This window comes from Mesorhizobium sp. BR115XR7A (assembly GCF_020165315.1).
Lineage (GTDB): Bacteria > Pseudomonadota > Alphaproteobacteria > Rhizobiales > Rhizobiaceae > Mesorhizobium > Mesorhizobium australicum.
This window is the reverse complement of record NZ_JAIUHW010000008.1, coordinates 221,108-239,758: the sequence shown is the minus strand read 5'-3', so window position 1 is coordinate 239,758 and position 18,651 is coordinate 221,108. Positions and strand designations below refer to the sequence as shown.

Here is an 18,651-nt window from a genome sequence, read left to right as displayed (position 1 = left end):
CGCCTTCCCCCATCAATTGATTTCAAATGGGACCAGGCCCTCGACGCCGTGGTCCTGATATTCCGGATGCCCCCGTGCCGCGTAGATGAGCCGACTGCCGTTGATTTCGCCAGGCCAGACCGCCACGACCCGACGCACATGCGCCTGTCGCTTCAACAGATCAAGCGGATTGAGCCGCAGGGAGCGATCGAACAGCAGCTCGATATTGTCGAGCAGGACGAGCCCGTCTGCTGCGTGAGCGGCGGCCACATCCTTGAACAGGTCGCCCACCTCAACATGCCGTCGGGTCCCCGGAATCTCCAGCAACATGTGCCCTAGGGCCGCTCCGACATTGACCGCGCCGACCTGGCGCTGTTTCGCCAACGCGTTCAGCAGTCTGGTCTTTCCAGACCGGGGCGGACCAATCACAATGATCAACTTGCTGTTCAGACTCGCGACATCGTCTACCCGCTGGTTCAACGCTTCCAGCATATTATCCCTCCATCGCCAATGAAGGGGATGCCCGGCGGTTCACTGGCATTCCGAAGGACGATCTGCTGACCCTGTGGCACGATCCGGGATTCCGTCGGCAGCAGACTGAAGCTGCGAGAGATAGTGGCTGGCATCAGATTTCAGGAAGTGGCTTAGACTGTGAGCCACGAAGATAGTGGGGCGCGCCACGGGATAATGTTATCGGGTGCCAACTCTCGACGTTCCACCGAAGACTCGCTTTTTCCGTCCCCACAGTGCACCCCGAGTGACATGACCCACCCCAATTGCCAGGCGCGCCCAGTTTTGGTCTGTCAGAGGTTGGATAGCCCGGGGAGGCGCGGTATTCAATCAAAATGATCGTGCCGGGAGATCGCAACGAGGGGTCGAGAAATGGATGACTGCGTGGCTACAGTTGGCCACGACGTCACTGCTATCGGTCAACTTCCTCGAAGTATGCCATATTCTTGGCCCCATTACCTTCGTCTCCAGCAGGAATTAGACCTCCGGCCTTCGTTAACACCATCTTGATGGCACTGCGCGTGATGGGATGAGTCGAAGGAAATGGCTCCAATCCAAGCAGTGCGTCAACGATCGCCCGGATCCTCTCGCGGCAGAAAAAGAAGCTACAAAGAAACAGCGTGGTATTGGTTTCGTAGCGCTCGCCGTTGCCACGGCGGAGCCAGGTCTCATGCCGGTCCTCCGGGAGCGAAAAGATCTCCAAGCCAGTCACCAGCGCCTCCCACGCATCTGCGCCAATGGTCACTTTTTCAGACATTTCCCGTCCGGGTGCTTGGTAGTCCACGCCGGAAACTATACCGGGAATCCTCAAATATGAGGCCTTGCGCACATCAAAGTTGGGCCAGACGCAAAACAGGTCCATTGAAAACTTGGTGGGCCGCCGCCTCGTAGTCGTCATTTCCAATCTCCGATTTTCTGCTTTCCCCTCCATTATAGACAAGGTGTCATCTGGACTGCTCTCGCTCCTTGGAATTTTCCGTCAGAGGGCTCAGCCATGCCGCAGACGGCATGCTTAATCGTCCTCGACAGCCCGGCTCCATACCTGACGGCAGCATCCATGATCCCTTGCAGATTATGGCCGCCGGGGAGAAGCAGTCGCTGGCGAGAAGACAAAGACGGCTCTCCAACGTCTCTCAGCAAGACGCATCAGCATCTGCGGATGCGGCTACGCGTCTCAGGGGTGGTCCTTAGTGGGCGCCGTGCGACCGAGCACCGGAGTTTGACAATCGGCGCGCGAAACTGCCCCGGATCGGCGTCGAGGGCCTGCTGCAGCCTCGACCCCGTCCGACGGCGTCGCCGTCAGGATCAACACAATCTGCCGGTCGCTGTCGAGGGCCTTCAATCGTCGCCTCTGCGGGAAGTCGGGATCACGTCGGTCGGTTAAGGAAAGTGAGGCTCGCTCACTGCTGATCGGCATTGGCGAGCTATCTCTGAAACTCAGCGAAGCTGTAGCAGCAGGAACATGCTCTGCGCGACGCAGGGGCGGCCACCGGTGAGCGCCGCATCACTAAAAGTACGAGGAGTGCAGGGGTACCGGAACGCTCTCTGGTGACGCTCTACCACGAAAATCCGGGTGGAACCGGAACCCTCATTCCCGTCCGTAGCGCGTCTATTGTTTATGTATGTATCTATGTAGCTATGTATTTACAAAAAGACGGGATGCGGACGGGAATGAAGCTGCTCCGGATCCACTCCCTAGTGCGTGGCTGCGGCTTGCATTTGCCTCTTGCGAGCTGCACCGGCTCCTCGCATAAGCCACCTCACTGTAACATCTCTAAGCCTAGCTGAGTCCTGATACATGCCTTCGTCTCGATCCTGTCCTTGTTTTGTGTTCGGATATGTTGCTGGAAGATCCCGCCCATCCAAGGAGCTGAAGGCGCCGCTTATCGAGCGGCAGTTGGGGCGGATTGGCAGATTTCTGTTAAAGACCGGATGGACTCCAGGCGAGTGCTTCGTCGCGGTCACGACATATCGACGTCGTGCGTTCGTAGATCACCCGACGTTTCACAAGGCTGTAGCCGATGCCCGCGGCAATGGAGTTCCTCTTATCGTCGGAGACCTTGGAGATCTTCTTAGTCGAGTTCCTGCGGAACAGTTTTCCAAAAGTGTGAACCGCATCCTCGCTTTGGACATCGATCTATTGGACGCTTCGACCGGCAAACTCTCGCGCGAGATGGATAAGCGCGCTTGGCGTACGATCCGCGACGCGGCATTTGTTCGTGCGCAGGCCAGGCAAGCTATTGCGACTGGACAGAAAAGCGGCAAAAAGCCAACGAGAGACGTCACTCTTGGGCAAGCGAAGGGTGCGGAGGCGAACAAATTGCGAGCCAGGCGTCTCGCAGAAAGCATCCGACCTATCGTGGCAGAAATGAAGGCAGAGCTGCCACACGATCAGGACCTATCGCCATCAGCCGTGATGCACCACTTAAACGCGCTCGGCATCAAGGGTCCGAACGCCGGCACTTGGTCTCGGGTTTCCGTGAGTAGGTACCTTCGGATCTTGAGCGAACCGGATGCTCAGGGCTGACCGATGCTCCCGAGTTAAGACATAGGTCGCTGAACACAATACGGATGCTGTCAGGTGACACGCAGGTCGTCACCGGTGCGTTCCGAAGCTCTCGTCGCAGTCAGTGACTGCTGCACCCGGGGAACGACGCTGAGAGCTTCCCCGTCGAGAGGTAAGGTTCGCCTACGCGCTCCATAGCTTCCCAAGGACCACCGTTACCAAGGCATGCTGAACTATGCCGAAGGGAGGTAATGGGGGCAGGAGCAGTGGCGAAGATAACGACGGCGTGCGTGGAAGCCTCCGCTCTGCCGATGCCGATCTATTTCTTCTTACAAGCTACTAGCATTGCGACCATCATCCTTGCGGTGTTTCCATATGGCTGGTCCGATGTCTTCAATCCTGTACCACGATGATCACGCTGCGCTGTCATGTCAGCAGAATATGTTTTGGAGCTTGTGAGGCAAGCAGTCTCATCATTCGCACGAGGCGTCTTACCCGTGCGTTCCGATTGCTTTCGGACTTTGTTGTACGGCGCTTGTGTTCCGCGTGCCTCTTAGCGTCGGTGTGCCTTCTCGCTCGGTTTATTAGCCGTTTGCGATGTTGATGAGCGGAGCAAAAAGCTGGTTTTGGCTCCAAAAGCGACAACAACGGGGAAACTAAATGCAACATAGCGCCCGATTTCGGGGCTTTTGGTTGTCGGCCATGTTGTCACCTGGCCTGGTGTCGGCGCTCATTTCGGTCTGTCGGCGGCCCGAATGTTGGCAGTTTAGGTGCTGATGTTGTCGATGCGAGGTTGTGGTGACAACATGCGCAACATGCTTCCGGTTGTATTATGCCGACCGCGCGAATTGTCTGAAGGCCATATTGGCGGCCTCAGTGTAGGCTTCAGACGCCTCCTCCGCCGTGTCGTAGTGGCCCAGATGTAGCAGCTTGCCATTGAGCCGGATGTGGGCGCCGAACCGATTGCCGCGCTGCCTCACGCCCTTGATGCCAAGGCGATTGTTCTTGAAGACCTTGCGGTTGGTCTTCTGTTGCCACTGGTTTGCCTCGCGCAGGTTGTCCCAGCGGTTATTAGTGCGGTCGAGATCCTGGTGGTCAATGGTGTCGACGGGCCACTCGCCAGTCTCCATCTTCCAGATGACATGGTGGGCGAGGCAGAGCTTGCCCTTGAGGTGAATGACGATATAGCCGTTGGAGTTCTTCGTCCGGTGAACGAAGCCCGCTTTCGCGCGGCCGCGGTTGATCCGGTTCTTGAGTTCGCCAGTCACCGGATCGTAGTCCAGGATCTCCAGAAGAATTTCCTGCGTGAGTGCCTTGTTGGTCATATTTTGCATTATAGCGAGGTTGGCCATCGAACTGCTGCCGGTTCCGAGGAGATTTCCACGTCGGCCCGTTGCGATCTATTCCGTGGCGCTTTGGCTACCTAGACGCATTCTCGCCAAGCACAAAGGCTGGAGGAACTGGCTCGAAAGGCACAGAGGAGGATTGGTTTCCCAAAGCTGGTGGTGACGGAAGGCATCCCCTTCACATATGCATGTTCACCCTAGGACTTCGTCGGACTTCCATGGGAGACCATCCCTTCCTGCTCCCAGAAACAAATATCGAGCCATTCCCCAATTTTTTCTCGGCGGTCTTTCCAACGCGGATCGCCACGACATAGACTCTCGGAAGTCGCTCAGAGCGAGATTCCTTAGTGAACTGGTCTCCTTTCTGGACCATTTGTTGGGTCGTCCCAATGTTACAAATTGTATATAAGTCATTGAAATTACTTAGATAAGATATAATTGAATCCTTTCTTGCATCGCTGCCCAGATCGACCGTGATCCGCAGGGCACTCATCACAATCTTGTCCAGACGCCTCCTGCAATCGACGAACGAATGGAGGCGTCGATGAAAGCCAGGCCCTTGACGCCGTCGTCGACGGTTGGGAACAGCGTTTCGGGCACACGCGACCTGCCCTGGCGCATGGCGACAATCGCCTCGGCGACTTCACGATACAGGGTGGCGAAAGCTTCTAGGTAACCTTCCGGGTGGCCAGCCGGAACGCGCGAGGCACGTCTGTTTGATTCATCCGCGCCGGCGCCGTTGCGGGTAATGATTTGCCGGTTCTGGCCGAGCGACGACCAGACCAGCTGGTTCGCGTCGCGCTGCTTCCATTCCAGCGCTCCCTTCGAGCCATAGACGCGAAGACTGACCTCATTCTCGTTGCCGATAGCGACCTGGCTGCACCAGAGACTGCCGCGCGCGCCGTTTTCATAGCGCAGCATTATCTGGGCGTTGTCGTCAAGCCGCCGTCCTGCCACGAAGGTGGTAAGCTCGGCACATAGTGCGTCAGGCTCAAGCCCGGTGACGAAACCGGCAAGATTGAAAGCATGGGTGCCAACGTCGCCAATTGAGCCGCCCGCACCCGAGCGTGCTGGATCCGAGCGCCACTCGGCCTGCTTGTTGCCGCCGTCCTCGAGTTTCGTCGCCAGCCAGTCCTGCGTGTATTCGATCTGGACGATGCGGATGTCGCCCAGGTCGCCGTTGCGGACCATGGCGCGGGCCTGCCGGAGCATGGGATAACCGGTATAGGTATGGGTCAGCGCCACGACCAGCCCAGAAACCCGCGCCGCCTCCCGCAGCGACAGCGCCTCGGCCAGCGTCGTCGTCAGCGGCTTGTCACAAATGACATGGATGCCCGCATCGAGAAAGGCGCGGATAGCCGGCGCGTGCATGTGATTGGGGGTGACGATCGAGACCGCTTCGATGCCGTCGGGTCGGGAGGCCTCGCTGCGCGCCATGCCAGTGAAATCGGCATAGCTGCGGGTCGGGTCGAGACCGAGCAGCGCAGCGGATCGTGCCGCGCGCGCCGCGTCCGAGGACAACGCTCCCGCGACCAGGTCGTAACGGTCGTCGAGGCGGGCGGCGATGCGGTGCACCGCGCCGATGAAGGCTCCTTCGCCGCCGCCTACCATCCCCAGACGGATGCGGCCACGCCTTCCAGCGAAACGGTTGCCGCTCATGGCGCTCTCCATTGCTGCGGTCGATCGGAGACGTCGCAGGCGGCAGACCTTGGCGGCCTCCCGCCGGCCATCACGCAGCCGCGCCCCGCTCGGCGATGATCTTGTCGGCGACGCGCCAGGCATTGGCCATGATGGTCAGCGTGGGGTTGGCGCCTGTGCCGGTCGGGAAAGGCGATCCGTCCACTGCGTAGAGGTTCTCGACTTCATGCGCCCTGCACCATCTGTTGAGCACCGAGGTCGCCCCGTTGTCGCCCATCCGCGCCGTGCCATGCTGGTGCGAGCAATTGCCGGTGACGCGGTCGGCATAGACCTTGCGGATGGTCAAAGCGCCGCTGGCCTCCAGAATGTCGGCGCCGCGATCGATCAGGTAGCGTCCCTGGTCGAGATCGTTCTGGTGCGGCTTCAGTGTCACGCGCGCGACCGGCAGTCCCCAGGCGTCGACCACCGTTTCGTCGAGGTCTATGCGATTGTCGTGCTGGGGCATGTCGTGCAGCACCATGGCAATTGCCAGCGAATGGCTGAAGTGGTCACGGTCATTCTTCTTGGCCTCAGCGCCCCATGATGGCGTGCCTGGCATGCGCCAGTTGATCGGCAGCGGGATGCCGACGCCAGCCACCGCGATGTGCCCGCCGGAGACGAAACCGCGCGATGCGTCGTGCTCGTAATGTTGAAAGGTCGAAGCGCTGACATAGCCGCCGCCGGCCCAGGCATAGACCGGATCCTCATAGGTCCCGACCGCAGCCGAGTATTCGTGAAAGGTAACGTTGCGCCCGACCATGTCGCTGCCATTGGCTACGCCGGTCGGGAAGCGTCCGGACTTCGACAACAGCATCAGGCGTGCCGTTTCCATCGCGCCGCAGGCAAGGATGAACAGATCGGCCTCTTGCTCGATGGTGTCGCCGTCAGCGTCCTGGTAGATCGCTGCCTTGATGTTGCCTTGGCTGTCCAAAGTGAGTTCGCGAACCACGCAATCCGGCCGCAACTCGAAATTGCCGGTTGCAACGGCTTCCGGGATGAAGACGTTGAGCGCCGACGAGCGCGTTCCGGTCGGGTCCCCGTGCTGTTGTGCAAAAGCGCTGACCACTGTCGCCTTGCGACCGTTGAAAGGGCGCGACAAGGCGGCCTGCGGCGTCGGGAAGGCGTTCCAGCCAAGCGCGTTGCAGCCCTTGATGAACTTCTGTGCATAGCGCGACATCGGCATTGGCGGACACGGATAGCCGCCCGAGCGGTGCGACTCGAATTTGTTGGCGCCGGGCTGGCCGGACACGCCAAATGCCCATTCAACCTTGAGATAGTAAGGCTCGAGCTCGTCGTAGGTGATCGGCCAGTCGGCAAGGCTGGTGCCCGGCAGGTCGCCGGCCACGGTGCGCAGGCGGAAATCGTTCTCGGTGAAGCGCGGCAACCAACCCTGCCAGTGGACGGTGCCGCCGCCAACCATCTGCGGCACCGGGCAGAACATTTCGGAACGCGCGTCGTCGGCGGCGGTCTCGCGCCATGTGCGCGGATTGAGGATCGGGTCCGGCCATAGATTGTAGCGATTGATGTTGGCGAGCTCGTCACCGCCAAAGCTTTCCTTCTTCCGCCACGGCCCCTTTTCGAGGGCCACGACCTTGACACCGGCTTCGCAAAGCACCTTGGCGGCGGCGGCGCCGGATGCGCCGGCGCCAATGATGACGACGTCGGTTCTCGCGGGTTTTCTCTTATAGGCCATCGTGGAACTCCCCGACCTTTTCGGCTTCGCCGTCGGCGAAATACTGCAGCGTGGTGTAGCGGCCGGTGTGGACATCCTTTAGCGAGGCGGGGCCTGGAAAGCCGATCACCCTCCAGCCGATCCGGTTCCTGTTACCGCCATAGATGGGGTCGGCATAAAAACCCTGGCGGGTGTGGGTGACCAGCAGCGGCAGGAAATCGAGATCGACCTCCGTTGAGGTCTGCTGCAGCGCGGGTTGGGGCGAAACCGGACCAGCGAGCGCATCGTTGACGGCGAGCGTCGTCGGCGCACCCGTGCCGGCTTGCTCCAACTCATGAAGAATATCGTCCTGCTGCTGTGGCGCCAGCGCGACGAAGTTGGCCGAAAATCTCTCTTGGGCGCGGGCGTCGAGGTCGAGCAGTCCGGCGACATAGCGTTCGCGCATGATTTCGACGCGCTGCATCCAGGCCTTGGCCGATGCGCCTTCGAGAACTTCGAAGCCTGAGCCGTCGGGCTTGGCGAAGATATAGCCGATGCCGGAGAGATAGCGGTCGACGAAGTCCACGCAGCCGGCTTCGCGTGCGCCCGGCGTGTCGTCGGTTGGAATTATGCGGGCCATCGCGGCCTCCACCGTGGCGCGCTGATGCGGATTGAGGAAGGTGTCAGACATGGCATGTCCCTTGCTGCGATTATCTTTTCGGGGTCGACGCTTCGGGCCAGCGCGCTACAAGCCTGATGCCTGGCAAGGCCCAGCCTGTGGTCTCCTGCGCTCCGTCTAACGCTTGCGCGTCTGGCTGATGGCGACTGCAATGATGATGATGGCGCCACGAGCGATCAGCTGCTGGCTGAATTCCAGTCCCATCAGCACGAGACCGTTGTTGATCAGGCCGATCATCAGCGCGCCCATGATAGAGCCGACCACTGTGCCTGCACCGCCGAACAGGCTGGTGCCGCCAAGCACGGCTGCGGCGATCACCGAAAGCTCGTCGCCTTCGCCGAACTGGAAGCGGCCGGAATGGAGACGGCCTGCATAGAGCATGCCGGCAAAGGCGGCCGCCACGGACGACAGCATCAGCACGCGGAACTTGATAGAGCCGGTGTTGACCCCGGAGTAGCGTGCCGATGTCTCGTTGCCGCCGGTGGCCAGCACGCGCCGTCCGAACGTGGTGCGGCGAAGCACGATGTGGCCCGCGATGCCGATGATTGCCACCCAGATCAGCAGGCTTGGTATCGGGCCGAGGTTACCGGCGCCGAAGATCGCCGCGTAGGGCTTGCTCAGTATGGGGATCGCCGCCGTGCCGCTGATCCACATGGCGACGCCGCGTGCGATGCCCATCATGGCCAGCGTGGTGAGGAACGAAGGAATGCCGATGCCGGTGGTCAGCCAGCCATTGACGGCGCCGACGACGACGCCGGTGCCCAGGCCGTAAAGGATGCCGCCAGCGATGCCGAACTGGTCGATGCCCATTGCCGTGGCGACGGAAGCGAGGCCGGCGACAGCACCGACCGACAGGTCGATCTCGCCGGTGCTGAGCACAAAGGTCATCGTCACCGAGACCACGGCAATGATCGCGGTCTGACGGATGATGTTCAACAGGTTGTTGGGGTCGAGAAAGCCCCTGTCGCCCAGCGTCGCGGCAAAGACGAGGAAGATCACCAGGAAACCGATGTAGATGATGTATTCACGCCAGTTGGCCAGTGCCGAGAATTTGCTGGCTGATGCGGCCCTGTCGGTCATTGGATGGTTCCTCCGCGGGCTTCCTGCATGAATTTGTTGAGTTTCTGTTCGGCGTGCTGAAGGCTGTCGATCGAGTCCGCCTTGGTGGCGTCGTCGAGGTCGTGACGGGCGATGTCGCGCACGATGCGGCCTTCCGACATCACTAGGATGCGATCGCAAGCGGCGAGCAGTTCCTGAAGCTCCGACGACAGAACCAGGATTGCCTTGCCAGATTTGGCGAGGTTGCGGATCAGCGTCACGATCTCCGATTTCGAACCGATATCGATGCCGGCGGTTGGTTCGTCGAGGATCAGCACCTCCGGTTCGGTCGCCAGCCATTTGGCGATGACGACCTTCTGCGCATTGCCGCCCGACAGCGTCCTGATGGTCGCCTTGCGCGAGTCGGTCTTGATGCGCAGGCGCTGGATCGAGCTTTCGGCCAGTGCCGCCGACTTGCTTCGATCGACCCATGTCTTCGTCGAAAGGCGATCAAGGTTGGGCAGGTCGATGTTGTTTTCCACCGAATGGAAGGCGACGAACCCCTGCCGGGCACGGTCTTCCGGCACCAGTGCAATGCCGGCGTCGATGGCATCTCGCGGCCTGGCGATCGAAACTGCCTTACCTTTGATCAGGATCTCGCCACTAGCCATCGGCTGGACCCCGGCCAGCACGCGCGCCAGCGACGAGCGGCCACTGCCCAGCAGGCCAGCGACGCCGACCACCTCGCCGCGGCGAAGCGTCAGATCGATACCGATCGGCTTGCCGGAGCCCGAAAGGTCGCGTGTTTCGAGCAGCACTTCGCCGATAGTCGCCGTCTCGCGCACCACGTCGGAGAAGCCGCGAGAGCGTCGGCCGATGATATGGGCGATCATCGATTCCAGCGTAAATTCTGACATCGGCGCTGTGATGATGTGCTTGCCGTCGCGCAAGATGGTAGCGCGGTCCGCGATGCGGAAGATCTCGTCCATGCGGTGCGAGACATAGACGATTGCGACGCCCTGGCCGCGAAGCTGGCGCACGTAGTCGAACAGCCGCTCGACCTCGTTCTGCGACAGCGCGGTGGTTGGCTCGTCCAGCACCAAAACCTTGCACGGTTGCGAGGTCGCCTTGACGATCTCGGTCAGCTGTCGGTGTCCAGCCGGAATGTCGGAGACCTTGGCGCTGGGGTCGATCTCGACGCCCATGCGCGTGAAAAGTTTTCGCGATTCGGCTACAGCGGTTCTGTCGTCGATGAGCCCGGAGCTGGTCATGATCTCACGGTTGAGGAAGATGTTCTGCGCCACCGTCAGCGTCGGAATAAGGCTCATTTCCTGGAACGCCATAGCGACACCGGCATTGCGCGCGGCCTCGGCGGTGAAGGTGGCTAGCGGCACGCCGCCGATCTCGACCGTGCCGGAGGTTGGCGGCTGCACGCCGCGGAGAATTTTCAGGATTGTCGACTTGCCGGCGCCGTTCTCACCGAGGAGTGCGTGCACTTCGCCCGGGCTAACGTCGAGATGAACGTCGTCGAGCGCCCGGACACCGCCGAAACGCATGCTGACATTTCGCATTCGGACGGCTTCGGCTGCATTGGCAGTGTTCATGACAACACCTAGGGCAAAACAAAGGTTTGCGTCTGGTAGGAGGAATGGTTCGGCCTGTCGGACAGAAACGCTGCGCTTCTGCTCGAACTAGGCCGAACCATCGCCACCGGGAGGACCTGTGTGCGAAGTCTACTGCATGCTTTGCTTGATCTTGTCGGTGACCGGCTTGTGGTAGACCTGCTGCCAGGCATCGGCGAGATTGGCCTTGGTTACCGGCAGCGCCGGCAGCGCGACATAGGCCGGCGCCTGCTTTCCGAGCAGGCCATAGCCGGCCAGCATTGCCTCGGTCACGCCCTGGTCGTAGGGCCGCTGCGCCGACAGGCCCTTTACCGGACCGTCGGCCGCCATGTTGATGGCGACGTTTTCACCGAGGTCGCAATTGACGATCACCAGGTCGTCCCGGCCATTGGTGAGGGCTGCGGAGATGACGCCTTCCGCGGGCACATCCCACACTGCCCAGATGCCCTTGATGCTGGGATGGGCGACGAGCAGGGCGCCGGCGGCCTTCTCAGCATCGCCTGAGAAGTCGGGACCGCCGATACCTTGCTCTGCGACGACGTGGATGTCCGGATAGTTCTCGGCCAGCGTCTTCTTGACTGCGTCGTAGCGCTGCTTGGTGACGAAGAAGTCGGCTGCATGGAAGATCAGTCCGACATCGCCCTTGCCGCCAAGTGCCTGCGCCAGCAGGTGCGCTGTGGCGACGCCGTTGCCGTAGTTGTCTGCGGAAACGGAGCTGACGTAGTCCTTGCCGGCCACGAAGCCTTTCGGCACGTTATCCATGAACACGAGCTTGGCGCCGGCGTCGGCGGCCGCCTTGTAGGCCGCTGCGGTCGCGACCGGGTCGGTCGGAATCGACACGATGATATTGGGCTTCTGCGCCATGACGGTCTCGAGGTCGGACACCTGCTTGTCGGGCTTGAAGCCTGCGTCGGTGACGGCGATGATTTCGATCCCCATGGTGGCGAACTGCGCCTTGAGGCCTTCGATCTGCGCCTGCGACCAGTCGTTGCCGGCATAGTGCATGACTATGGCGGCCTTGGCATGCATCTCCTTGATCTTGGCCAGTTCCTCATCGGTGAGCTTGACGGTCGAGGCGGCTTCCGGCTTCTCGCCGTTCGGTCCGAGGCTCATCACATGCTGGCCGATCTCGGTCAGCGCCTGGGCGGGATCAGTGGCATAGGCCGCGTTCGAGACAAGGCCGAGGCAGAGCGTCAGACAGATTGCCGTCGACCGAAGCAAGGTGTTCATGCGCATGGTGTTTCCTCCCTGATGTTGTTTGGTTTTCGTTCTTGCAGTTACAGGCGCTTCCGGCGTCAATGCCGGTCGGTAACTTCAGGCTTTCGCCAGTTCCGTTTGCACAAAGGCATGGCTTTCCCGCGCCCCGGCGGCAGGATCGGCCCAAGCGTCGAGTTCGTTGCAGATCCAACCCGTGTAACTGATGTCCTTCAGGGCCCGGATCACGGCGCCGTTGTCGCAATCGCCCCGGCCGACCGGCACGAAGGCGAACGGGTCGCGCTGCCAACCCTTGAGGTGGACGTAGGAAATGCGTGACGCGTGCTCGCGCACCATAGCTGCCACGTCGCCTCCGGCAGCGGCCAAATGCGCCGTGTCCGGACAGAACCCGATCGCGGTCTTGCCGAAGATCGTCCGCACTTCGTCGGGGTTCTCAACGATGGTGGACAGATGGGGGTGGTAGTGAGCTTTCAGGCCGTGCTCCGCAGCGATTGCCATCACCTTGTCGAGCGCTGAAGCCAAGGCATCGTAATCGCCTTGCCGCGTCCTGTCGTGGCGCCGCGCGCCGCCGCCAACAACCAGGTGCTCGGCGCCGAGCACCCGCGCTGCGTCCGCTGCCTTGGTGACGCGTGCCAGTTCTTCGTCAAGGATGTCCTTGAAGATGAAGTTGCCGCCGGCATAGACCGAGACCAGAGACAGCCCGGTGTCGGCGAGGATCTTGCGGATGGCGGCGTAATCGTCGCCTGCGCTTTCGACTACATTGCCGTCGAAGAACTCGATGCCATCATAGCCCGCTGCTGCAATATCGCGCGCGGCCACGGCCATGTCCCCGAACGTCCGGTAGGTCAATCGGTTGATTGAGGTAACGCCAACGGCGTCGCCCCCAAGTGGACCCCAGCAATTGGCATGATAGGCCAGCTTCCAAGCAGTCATGGCGTCTCCTCCGACACGGCCCGATATGCTTTTGCATTTGAAAACGGATCTTTAGTTGATAAAAATCAAAAGTCAATTTACTTTTCTGTGTTAGCGACAAAATTAGGCATTGCGTCTTCTGAAAGCGCTCGTCCATATTGGACGACGAAGGAGCAATCGGCTGTGGCTAGGACTGGCTTGGGACGCACCGCAGTTGCGGATGCAGATCGATCCGGAGAGACGGGCTCTCTGGCGACGACGGACCGCGTAAAAGCCCTCGAAGCCGAACGCCAGAGTCTTGTTTCGCTTCTCAACATTCTGCGATCCAGTGAACCTTGCACTCGCCTCGACCTCGAACGAGAGGCCCGGCTCGGCCGCGCCGTGGTCACGGACCGCCTGTCGACGCTTGCTGCCTTCGGCCTTGTCGACGAAGGCGGTGTCGGCCGCTCCATAGGCGGGCGCGCGCCGCGTCTGGTGCGGTTTCGATCGGAGGCCGCGCGCATTCTGGTTGCCAATATCGACGCCGGCACCATCAGCCTTGGTCTCGCCGATCTGGACGGGCGGCTCATCCTTGAGCACTACGAGGATTTCGACGCCGCTTCCCCAGCACAGGCACTGTTCGATCGGCTCGAAGCGCTGTTCAACTGGTCGCTCGGCAAGGATGGTGCTCCGCTGTGGGCGATTGGGCTGGGAGCGCCGGGTGCGGTAGAGCAGAAGGACTCGAAAAGCCTGGCGATCCCTAAGCTTAGCGCGATGCCTGCGTGGGACGAGGCGAAGCTTCTGGAACGTTTGATACATCGTTTCCAGGCGCCGGTCTGGGTGCGGGGCGCCGTGCAGATGGAAACCATGGGTGAACTCAGCGCCTTGTCAGCGGAAGCCAGCCGCGACATGCTCTATGTCGACCTTGGCTCGGATATCACCGCCGGCATAGTTGTCGACGGCCGCCTGCATCGTGGCGCGCAAGGCATAGCGGGACAGATAGGGCATGTTTACGCCGGCGAGCCGCACAAGCGCATTTGCGGTTGCGGCAATGTTGGCTGCCTGCAAACCGTCGCCGGCTGCGATGCTATCGCCCAGGCCGGCCTACTAGCGGCAGAACAGGGGCGAAGCCGTCTTCTCGGCGAAACGCTTGCCGCAACCGGGACGGTGACGGCTGCCGACATTGGCACGGCGGCCCGCCTCGGCGACCCGTTCTCGGCCGATCTGCTGGCGCAGTCCGGACGGCTGATCGGCACCGTCCTGGCGACGCTGGCCAATATCCTCAACCCGTCGATGATCGTTCTCGGCGGCGAACTGTCCCAAACGGGCGACATCTGCTTGGCGGCGATCCGCGAGGGTATCTACGGGCACGCGCAGCCGCTCATCAGCCGCGATATCAGTATTGTTCATTCGCGCATGGGAAGGTCGGCTGGACTTGTTGGCGCCGCAGCCGTCGCCGTGACTGAACTGTTCGCCCCCGCGTTCCTCAGCGAATGGATCGTATCGGGCACGCCGCTTGCCCACGCCGGGGTTGCCAACTTGCTGGCTGGGGTCGAGAAGACGGCGACGACAGGCGGTTGAGCGTGCGGCCCGCCCGACCAGCTGTCGCGCAGTCGCCGCGATAAGCCGTGGCGCTTGCAAACCCGAACCCCTGCGGTAGGTTTGATTCAATACAGCTGCCCGCAGAGGTCGCGGATGGGAGGAGCAACGGGATGCAGAGAGCTGATGCGGCAATGCCACCCGGATGTGTGTTGCCAGTTTCGTCCCTAGCGCGTCCGCTGGTTGCAGGCCTGGGACCACATGGCGAACGGCCGGCATCTCCCGAATTGCTGCGCCCGTCTGCCGACATGCTGGAACGCGCCAGGGAAAGGGCCTTCCACGTGGCAATCGTGCTGCACACGACCGCTTCGGACTGGGCGCAGCGTCAGATCGCGGGCATCAAGGCAGGCTTGGAGCAGGCGGGCGCCGTCGTCGTCGACATCGTCGATTGCGGCTACGACGCAGCCACCCAGATCGCAGCGATCGAACGGTTGGTGCAATCGAAACCCGATGCCGTGATCAGTATCCCCGTCGGAAGCACGGCCGTGGCCGCAGCTTTCCGCAAACTGGCGGTCGCCGGGATCAAGCTCGTCCTACTCGACAACGCGCCTTCCGGCCTGCTTCAGGAGACCGACTATGTAAGCGTCATATCGTCGGACAATTTTGGCCTTGGCCAGATCGCCGCCAGTCTGATTTCGCCGCACATCCGGCAGAACGGCACAGTCTGCGTGGTTGCCTACAACGTCGACTTCTTCGCCACGGCGCAGCGTGAGATCGCTTTCGGCAAGTGGATGCGGCACGAGCGCCCGGACATCACGCTGACGCAGCTGAAATTCGACGTGCCAGCAAATGCCGGTGGCGCAGTCGGCCCCTACCTCGATGCCAATCCCGATCTTGACGGAATGTTCGTCGTCTGGGACGAACCAGCAGTCGCATCGCTGCCGGTTTTTTCGGGCCGCTCCCGGATCCCGGTCATGACCACGGTGGATCTTGGTAGCGCGATCGCTGAGGCCCTTCTCGAAGGAACGATCGTCAAGGGCGTTGCGGCGCAACGGCCTTTCGAACAGGGCGAGATAGCGGCCACGGCGGCGATTGTCGGGCTGACCGGCAATGCTGTGCCGCCGTGGATTGTGCTCCCGGGCGTAGCAGTGACCTCTGGCAATGTCGCGGAAGTCTACGAGCACGTCGGCGGCGCGCCCAGCTTCTATTCAGCCGACGATACTAGAGGTTGAAGAGCGCCTCGTGGAGGCAAACATGCCCATTGATTCGAAGGCTATGCGCGGTCATTCTGGCGGTCGTCACAATGTTACAAAATGGCATCTAAGCCACTGATTTTATTAACGTTAGCCAGAGTTCAATCCTCTCTCGCAGCACCAGACACCCTGCAAACAACGCCTGTGACACCGTCTTTCCGGCACGGACAGGCGATGAAGTCACGGCATGCGCTGGAATCCGTGGATTGCCCACGGCGTTGTTCCCTTTGCGCTACCGGGATGATCTAGTGCCCGTTCCCATTCCGGGCATGGGTGCCGAGGCCATAATGCAGATATTCGAGGCCATCAAGAGCGATCTGTATCGCTATACGCGCAGCATCGACATCGTGACTTGTGCCGGCAGTACCTCCCGAATCGGGGCTTCAACTACATGGTCTGGCACCGGATCGCGCAGTCGGACAATTCCGTCGTGTGCCGGACAGCCCGTCTCTTCCTCTCGCTGAAGATGAGGAAATTCGGCATACAAATCCCTGTGGAGACCAGCATCGGCCTTGGCTTTTACATCGGCCATGGCGGCCCTTGCGTGGTCCATCATACGGCAACGATCGGCAACAACTGCAATATATCCCAGTATGTGACGATCGGGGCGACGCTTGGCAAATCCGCGTCGATAGGGGACGAGGTCTATATCGGCCCGAACGTGTGCATCGTAGAAGAGGTCACGATCGGCAGCCGCTCGCTTATCGGCGGGTGCCGTTGTCACCAGGAATATTCCGGCGGGGAGCACCGCGGTCGGCGTCCCCGCGAGGCCGATCGACAAGGCGCGGCAGCACAATTTCATCACCAATCGATGGCCGCCGGCAATGTGAACAGGCCTATAGTGCTTGCCGGTGGCGCGCCCTCATCGGTCGAACGCATGCTCGGCATGACACGATTCGTTAACCAAGATGCTGTTCTTCGAAATGTCGGGTTGTCGGACGGCTACCTGTCCGGCTGGTCAAGTCATGGCCGGGGAGAGTGCCGAACGAAAGCTCCTCATCTGAGCGAAGACGTCAAATCGCCTGAAACAGGAACGATGTGCAAGGCATGAATGGGATTGAAAGCGAACAAAACCCGCTCGGCGCTTCCCGTCGTTGGACATGGTTGCCGGCCATTGCGATGGCGTTGCTTTGCATGTGTGTCACCGATGCGTTCGCCGAGACGCGCGCCCTGCGGATTCAGCATCTTCATACGGGCGAGAAGGCCGAGATCGTCTTCAAGCGCGATGGGCGCTACGATCAGGCAGGCCTGAAGAAGATCAACTTCATGCTGCGCGACTGGCGCCGCAACGAGCCGACCAGGATGGACCCGCGCCTGCTCGACCTGGTCTGGCAGGCTTACCGCGCCAGCGGCTCGACGGCCTATATCCATGTGGTCAGCGCCTATCGCTCGCCGGCGACCAACGCCATGCTGCGCGGTCGTTCGAAGGGCGTGGCCCGCGAAAGCCAGCACATGGTTGGCCGCGCCATGGACTTCTTCCTGCCGGACGTGCCGCTGAAGAAGTTGCGCGACATCGGCCTGAAGATGCAGGGCGGCGGCGTCGGCTATTATCCGACCTCCGGTTCGCCGTTCATTCATATGGATGTCGGCAATGTGCGGCATTGGCCCGGCATCAGCCGCCAGGAGCTCGCCAGGGTCTTCCCGAACGGCAACACGCTGCATGTGCCGAGCGACGGCAAACCGTTGCCTGGCTACGAGCAGGCGTTTGCCGCCTACAAGTCACGCAAGGCCGCCGGCACGCACGACATCGAACTGGCCAGCGCCGACGGCGGCCAGCGCAGGCCGGCGCGCGGCCTGCTGGCGACGCTTTTGGGCGGGCGCGGCGCGGATGAAGCGGACGATGCCGCGGAAGCGGCGCCTGCGCCACGCAAGCCGACCAAGTCAGTTGAACCTAAAACGGCCGGTGAACCCAAGATGCCTGGCGACTCCAAGACGGCTGGCCAGGGCATTGCTATCGTGGCGCCGGGGGCAGCCCAGCGGGCGGACGTTCAGGTCGACCCCGCCGATCCGGCCGAAGAAACGTCTGCAAAGACGCCTGAAGCGATCGTCATGGCGATGCCGCCCGGCACGGTGCCGATACCCGCTTTCGCACCGCGCACCGGGTTCGCCGCCACCATTCCAACCCCGCAAGCCGTGCCGTTCGGCGTAGCCAGCAGCGCATCCACCGCGCGGGTTGAACCGGCGGCGACCGGTGCCGAAAATCCCGTGGCCAGGATGAATGCCGCCCCCGCGATTGCCGGTCCGGACATGCTGGCGCTCAACATCCCTGTCCCGACATGGCGACCGCAAGACCAGACGGGCCCCGCGCGTCAACCGGAGGCGGCCAAATCCGCCGATGCAATCGGTGCCTTGCTGGCCACGCATCACGTCGATGACAGCCTCGATTCGCTGGCTGGACAGCGGATTGCAGTCCCTGCATCGAAACCTGAAGACCGTGTCAGGACCAGCCCCAAGGCCGACCGTGTCCAGCCACGTCTCGATCCCGAAGCCACCGCCGTCATTCTGCCAGCGGCGCCGACCGCCCAATCGCTTGAGACCGGGCGCCGCATCACCGGAACCGGCTCGACAGCGGCGACCGTCATTGCCGCCAATTTCATCCGCACGGCCCCGGAGCAGGTCTATCTCGATGGCTTCCAGCCACGAGGACAGACGTCCGATCACCGCCGCTTCACCGGCTCCGCTGTGAAATTCCTGCCCACCGCCAGGTTCAGATAGGTCGACGCGCAAGTCTGTAAGATATTTTCC

Annotated in this window: 14 protein-coding genes; 4 read left to right on the top strand and 10 right to left on the bottom strand. The window is 61.5% G+C overall.

Going from position 1 to position 18,651, the window contains the following annotated elements:
- Positions 1–12: 12 nt before the first annotated feature.
- The 10 genes from brxF to LB557_RS18810 all read right to left on the bottom strand — a co-directional run bounded on the left by brxF (position 13) and on the right by LB557_RS18810 (position 13,048).
- Positions 13–471: a BREX-3 system P-loop-containing protein BrxF gene (gene brxF, locus LB557_RS18855; RefSeq protein WP_224642998.1), complete on the bottom strand. Its 459-nt coding sequence runs from the start codon at positions 469–471 to the stop codon at positions 13–15.
- Between the two features lie 430 nt (positions 472–901).
- On the bottom strand, positions 902–1,387 hold the full coding sequence (locus LB557_RS18850) for a hypothetical protein (protein WP_224642999.1): 486 nt from the start codon (positions 1,385–1,387) through the stop codon (positions 902–904).
- Positions 1,388–3,825: 2,438 nt separating this feature from the next.
- Positions 3,826–4,320, bottom strand: a complete 495-nt coding sequence (locus tag LB557_RS18845) for an HNH endonuclease (RefSeq protein WP_224643000.1) — start codon at positions 4,318–4,320, stop codon at positions 3,826–3,828.
- Between the two features lie 513 nt (positions 4,321–4,833).
- Positions 4,834–6,000 carry a Gfo/Idh/MocA family protein gene (locus LB557_RS18840; protein ID WP_224643001.1) on the bottom strand — a complete coding sequence of 389 codons (1,167 nt, stop codon included), beginning with the start codon at positions 5,998–6,000 and terminating at the stop codon, positions 4,834–4,836.
- A 70-nt stretch (positions 6,001–6,070) separates the two neighbouring features.
- Positions 6,071–7,711 (bottom strand): GMC family oxidoreductase, encoded by a 1,641-nt coding sequence (locus LB557_RS18835; RefSeq protein WP_224643002.1) that lies wholly within the window; start codon positions 7,709–7,711, stop codon positions 6,071–6,073.
- A complete protein-coding gene (locus LB557_RS18830) occupies positions 7,701–8,360 on the bottom strand; it encodes a gluconate 2-dehydrogenase subunit 3 family protein (RefSeq protein WP_224643003.1) in 660 nt (219 codons plus the stop codon). The genes LB557_RS18835 and LB557_RS18830 overlap by 11 nt, the downstream gene beginning before the upstream one ends.
- Positions 8,361–8,465: 105 nt before the next feature.
- Entirely contained in the window at positions 8,466–9,428 is a 963-nt protein-coding gene (locus LB557_RS18825) for an ABC transporter permease (protein WP_140660763.1), read from the bottom strand.
- Positions 9,425–10,957 (bottom strand): sugar ABC transporter ATP-binding protein, encoded by a 1,533-nt coding sequence (locus LB557_RS18820; RefSeq protein ID WP_224643004.1) that lies wholly within the window; start codon positions 10,955–10,957, stop codon positions 9,425–9,427. Before LB557_RS18820 ends, LB557_RS18825 begins: the two co-directional genes overlap by 4 nt.
- A 162-nt stretch (positions 10,958–11,119) precedes the next feature.
- Complete coding sequence (locus tag LB557_RS18815) at positions 11,120–12,244, bottom strand: substrate-binding domain-containing protein (RefSeq protein WP_224643005.1); 1,125 nt, start codon at positions 12,242–12,244, stop codon at positions 11,120–11,122.
- Positions 12,245–12,322: 78 nt separating this feature from the next.
- Positions 12,323–13,048 (bottom strand): sugar phosphate isomerase/epimerase family protein, encoded by a 726-nt coding sequence (locus LB557_RS18810; RefSeq protein ID WP_224713084.1) that lies wholly within the window; start codon positions 13,046–13,048, stop codon positions 12,323–12,325.
- Positions 13,049–13,129: 81 nt separating this feature from the next.
- Here LB557_RS18810 and LB557_RS18805 point away from each other — a divergent pair, with 81 nt between their 5' ends.
- From LB557_RS18805 to LB557_RS18790, 4 genes are all read left to right on the top strand, one after another.
- Positions 13,130–14,695, top strand: a complete 1,566-nt coding sequence (locus LB557_RS18805; protein ID WP_224643006.1) for an ROK family protein — start codon at positions 13,130–13,132, stop codon at positions 14,693–14,695.
- A gap of 170 nt (positions 14,696–14,865) precedes the next feature.
- Positions 14,866–15,885, top strand: a complete 1,020-nt coding sequence (locus LB557_RS18800; RefSeq protein ID WP_224643007.1) for a substrate-binding domain-containing protein — start codon at positions 14,866–14,868, stop codon at positions 15,883–15,885.
- A 412-nt stretch (positions 15,886–16,297) separates the two neighbouring features.
- On the top strand, positions 16,298–16,957 hold the full coding sequence (locus LB557_RS18795; protein WP_224643008.1) for a hypothetical protein: 660 nt from the start codon (positions 16,298–16,300) through the stop codon (positions 16,955–16,957).
- The gene (locus tag LB557_RS18790) at positions 16,954–18,621 is read left to right on the top strand and encodes a DUF882 domain-containing protein (RefSeq protein WP_224643009.1); all 1,668 of its coding nucleotides are present in this window, start codon (positions 16,954–16,956) and stop codon (positions 18,619–18,621) included. The genes LB557_RS18795 and LB557_RS18790 overlap by 4 nt, the downstream gene beginning before the upstream one ends.
- Positions 18,622–18,651: the final 30 nt, after the last annotated feature.

Excerpts from the sequence above, each read along its gene's own strand:
- brxF (WP_224642998.1), bottom strand. The coding sequence starts at position 471 with ATGCTGGAAGCGTTGAACCAGCGGGTAGACGATGTCGCGAGTCTGAAC.
- LB557_RS18850 (WP_224642999.1), bottom strand. The coding sequence starts at position 1,387 with ATGACGACTACGAGGCGGCGGCCCACCAAGTTTTCAATGGACCTGTTT.
- LB557_RS18845 (WP_224643000.1), bottom strand. The coding sequence starts at position 4,320 with ATGACCAACAAGGCACTCACGCAGGAAATTCTTCTGGAGATCCTGGAC.
- LB557_RS18840 (WP_224643001.1), bottom strand. The coding sequence starts at position 6,000 with ATGAGCGGCAACCGTTTCGCTGGAAGGCGTGGCCGCATCCGTCTGGGG.
- LB557_RS18835 (WP_224643002.1), bottom strand. The coding sequence starts at position 7,711 with ATGGCCTATAAGAGAAAACCCGCGAGAACCGACGTCGTCATCATTGGC.
- LB557_RS18830 (WP_224643003.1), bottom strand. The coding sequence starts at position 8,360 with ATGTCTGACACCTTCCTCAATCCGCATCAGCGCGCCACGGTGGAGGCC.
- LB557_RS18825 (WP_140660763.1), bottom strand. The coding sequence starts at position 9,428 with ATGACCGACAGGGCCGCATCAGCCAGCAAATTCTCGGCACTGGCCAAC.
- LB557_RS18820 (WP_224643004.1), bottom strand. The coding sequence starts at position 10,957 with ATGCGAAATGTCAGCATGCGTTTCGGCGGTGTCCGGGCGCTCGACGAC.
- LB557_RS18815 (WP_224643005.1), bottom strand. The coding sequence starts at position 12,244 with ATGCGCATGAACACCTTGCTTCGGTCGACGGCAATCTGTCTGACGCTC.
- LB557_RS18810 (WP_224713084.1), bottom strand. The coding sequence starts at position 13,048 with ATGGCCGTGGCCGCGCGCGATATTGCAGCAGCGGGCTATGATGGCATC.
- LB557_RS18805 (WP_224643006.1), top strand. The coding sequence starts at position 13,130 with ATGATAGGCCAGCTTCCAAGCAGTCATGGCGTCTCCTCCGACACGGCC.
- LB557_RS18795 (WP_224643008.1), top strand. The coding sequence starts at position 16,298 with ATGGTCTGGCACCGGATCGCGCAGTCGGACAATTCCGTCGTGTGCCGG.
- LB557_RS18790 (WP_224643009.1), top strand. The coding sequence starts at position 16,954 with ATGAATGGGATTGAAAGCGAACAAAACCCGCTCGGCGCTTCCCGTCGT.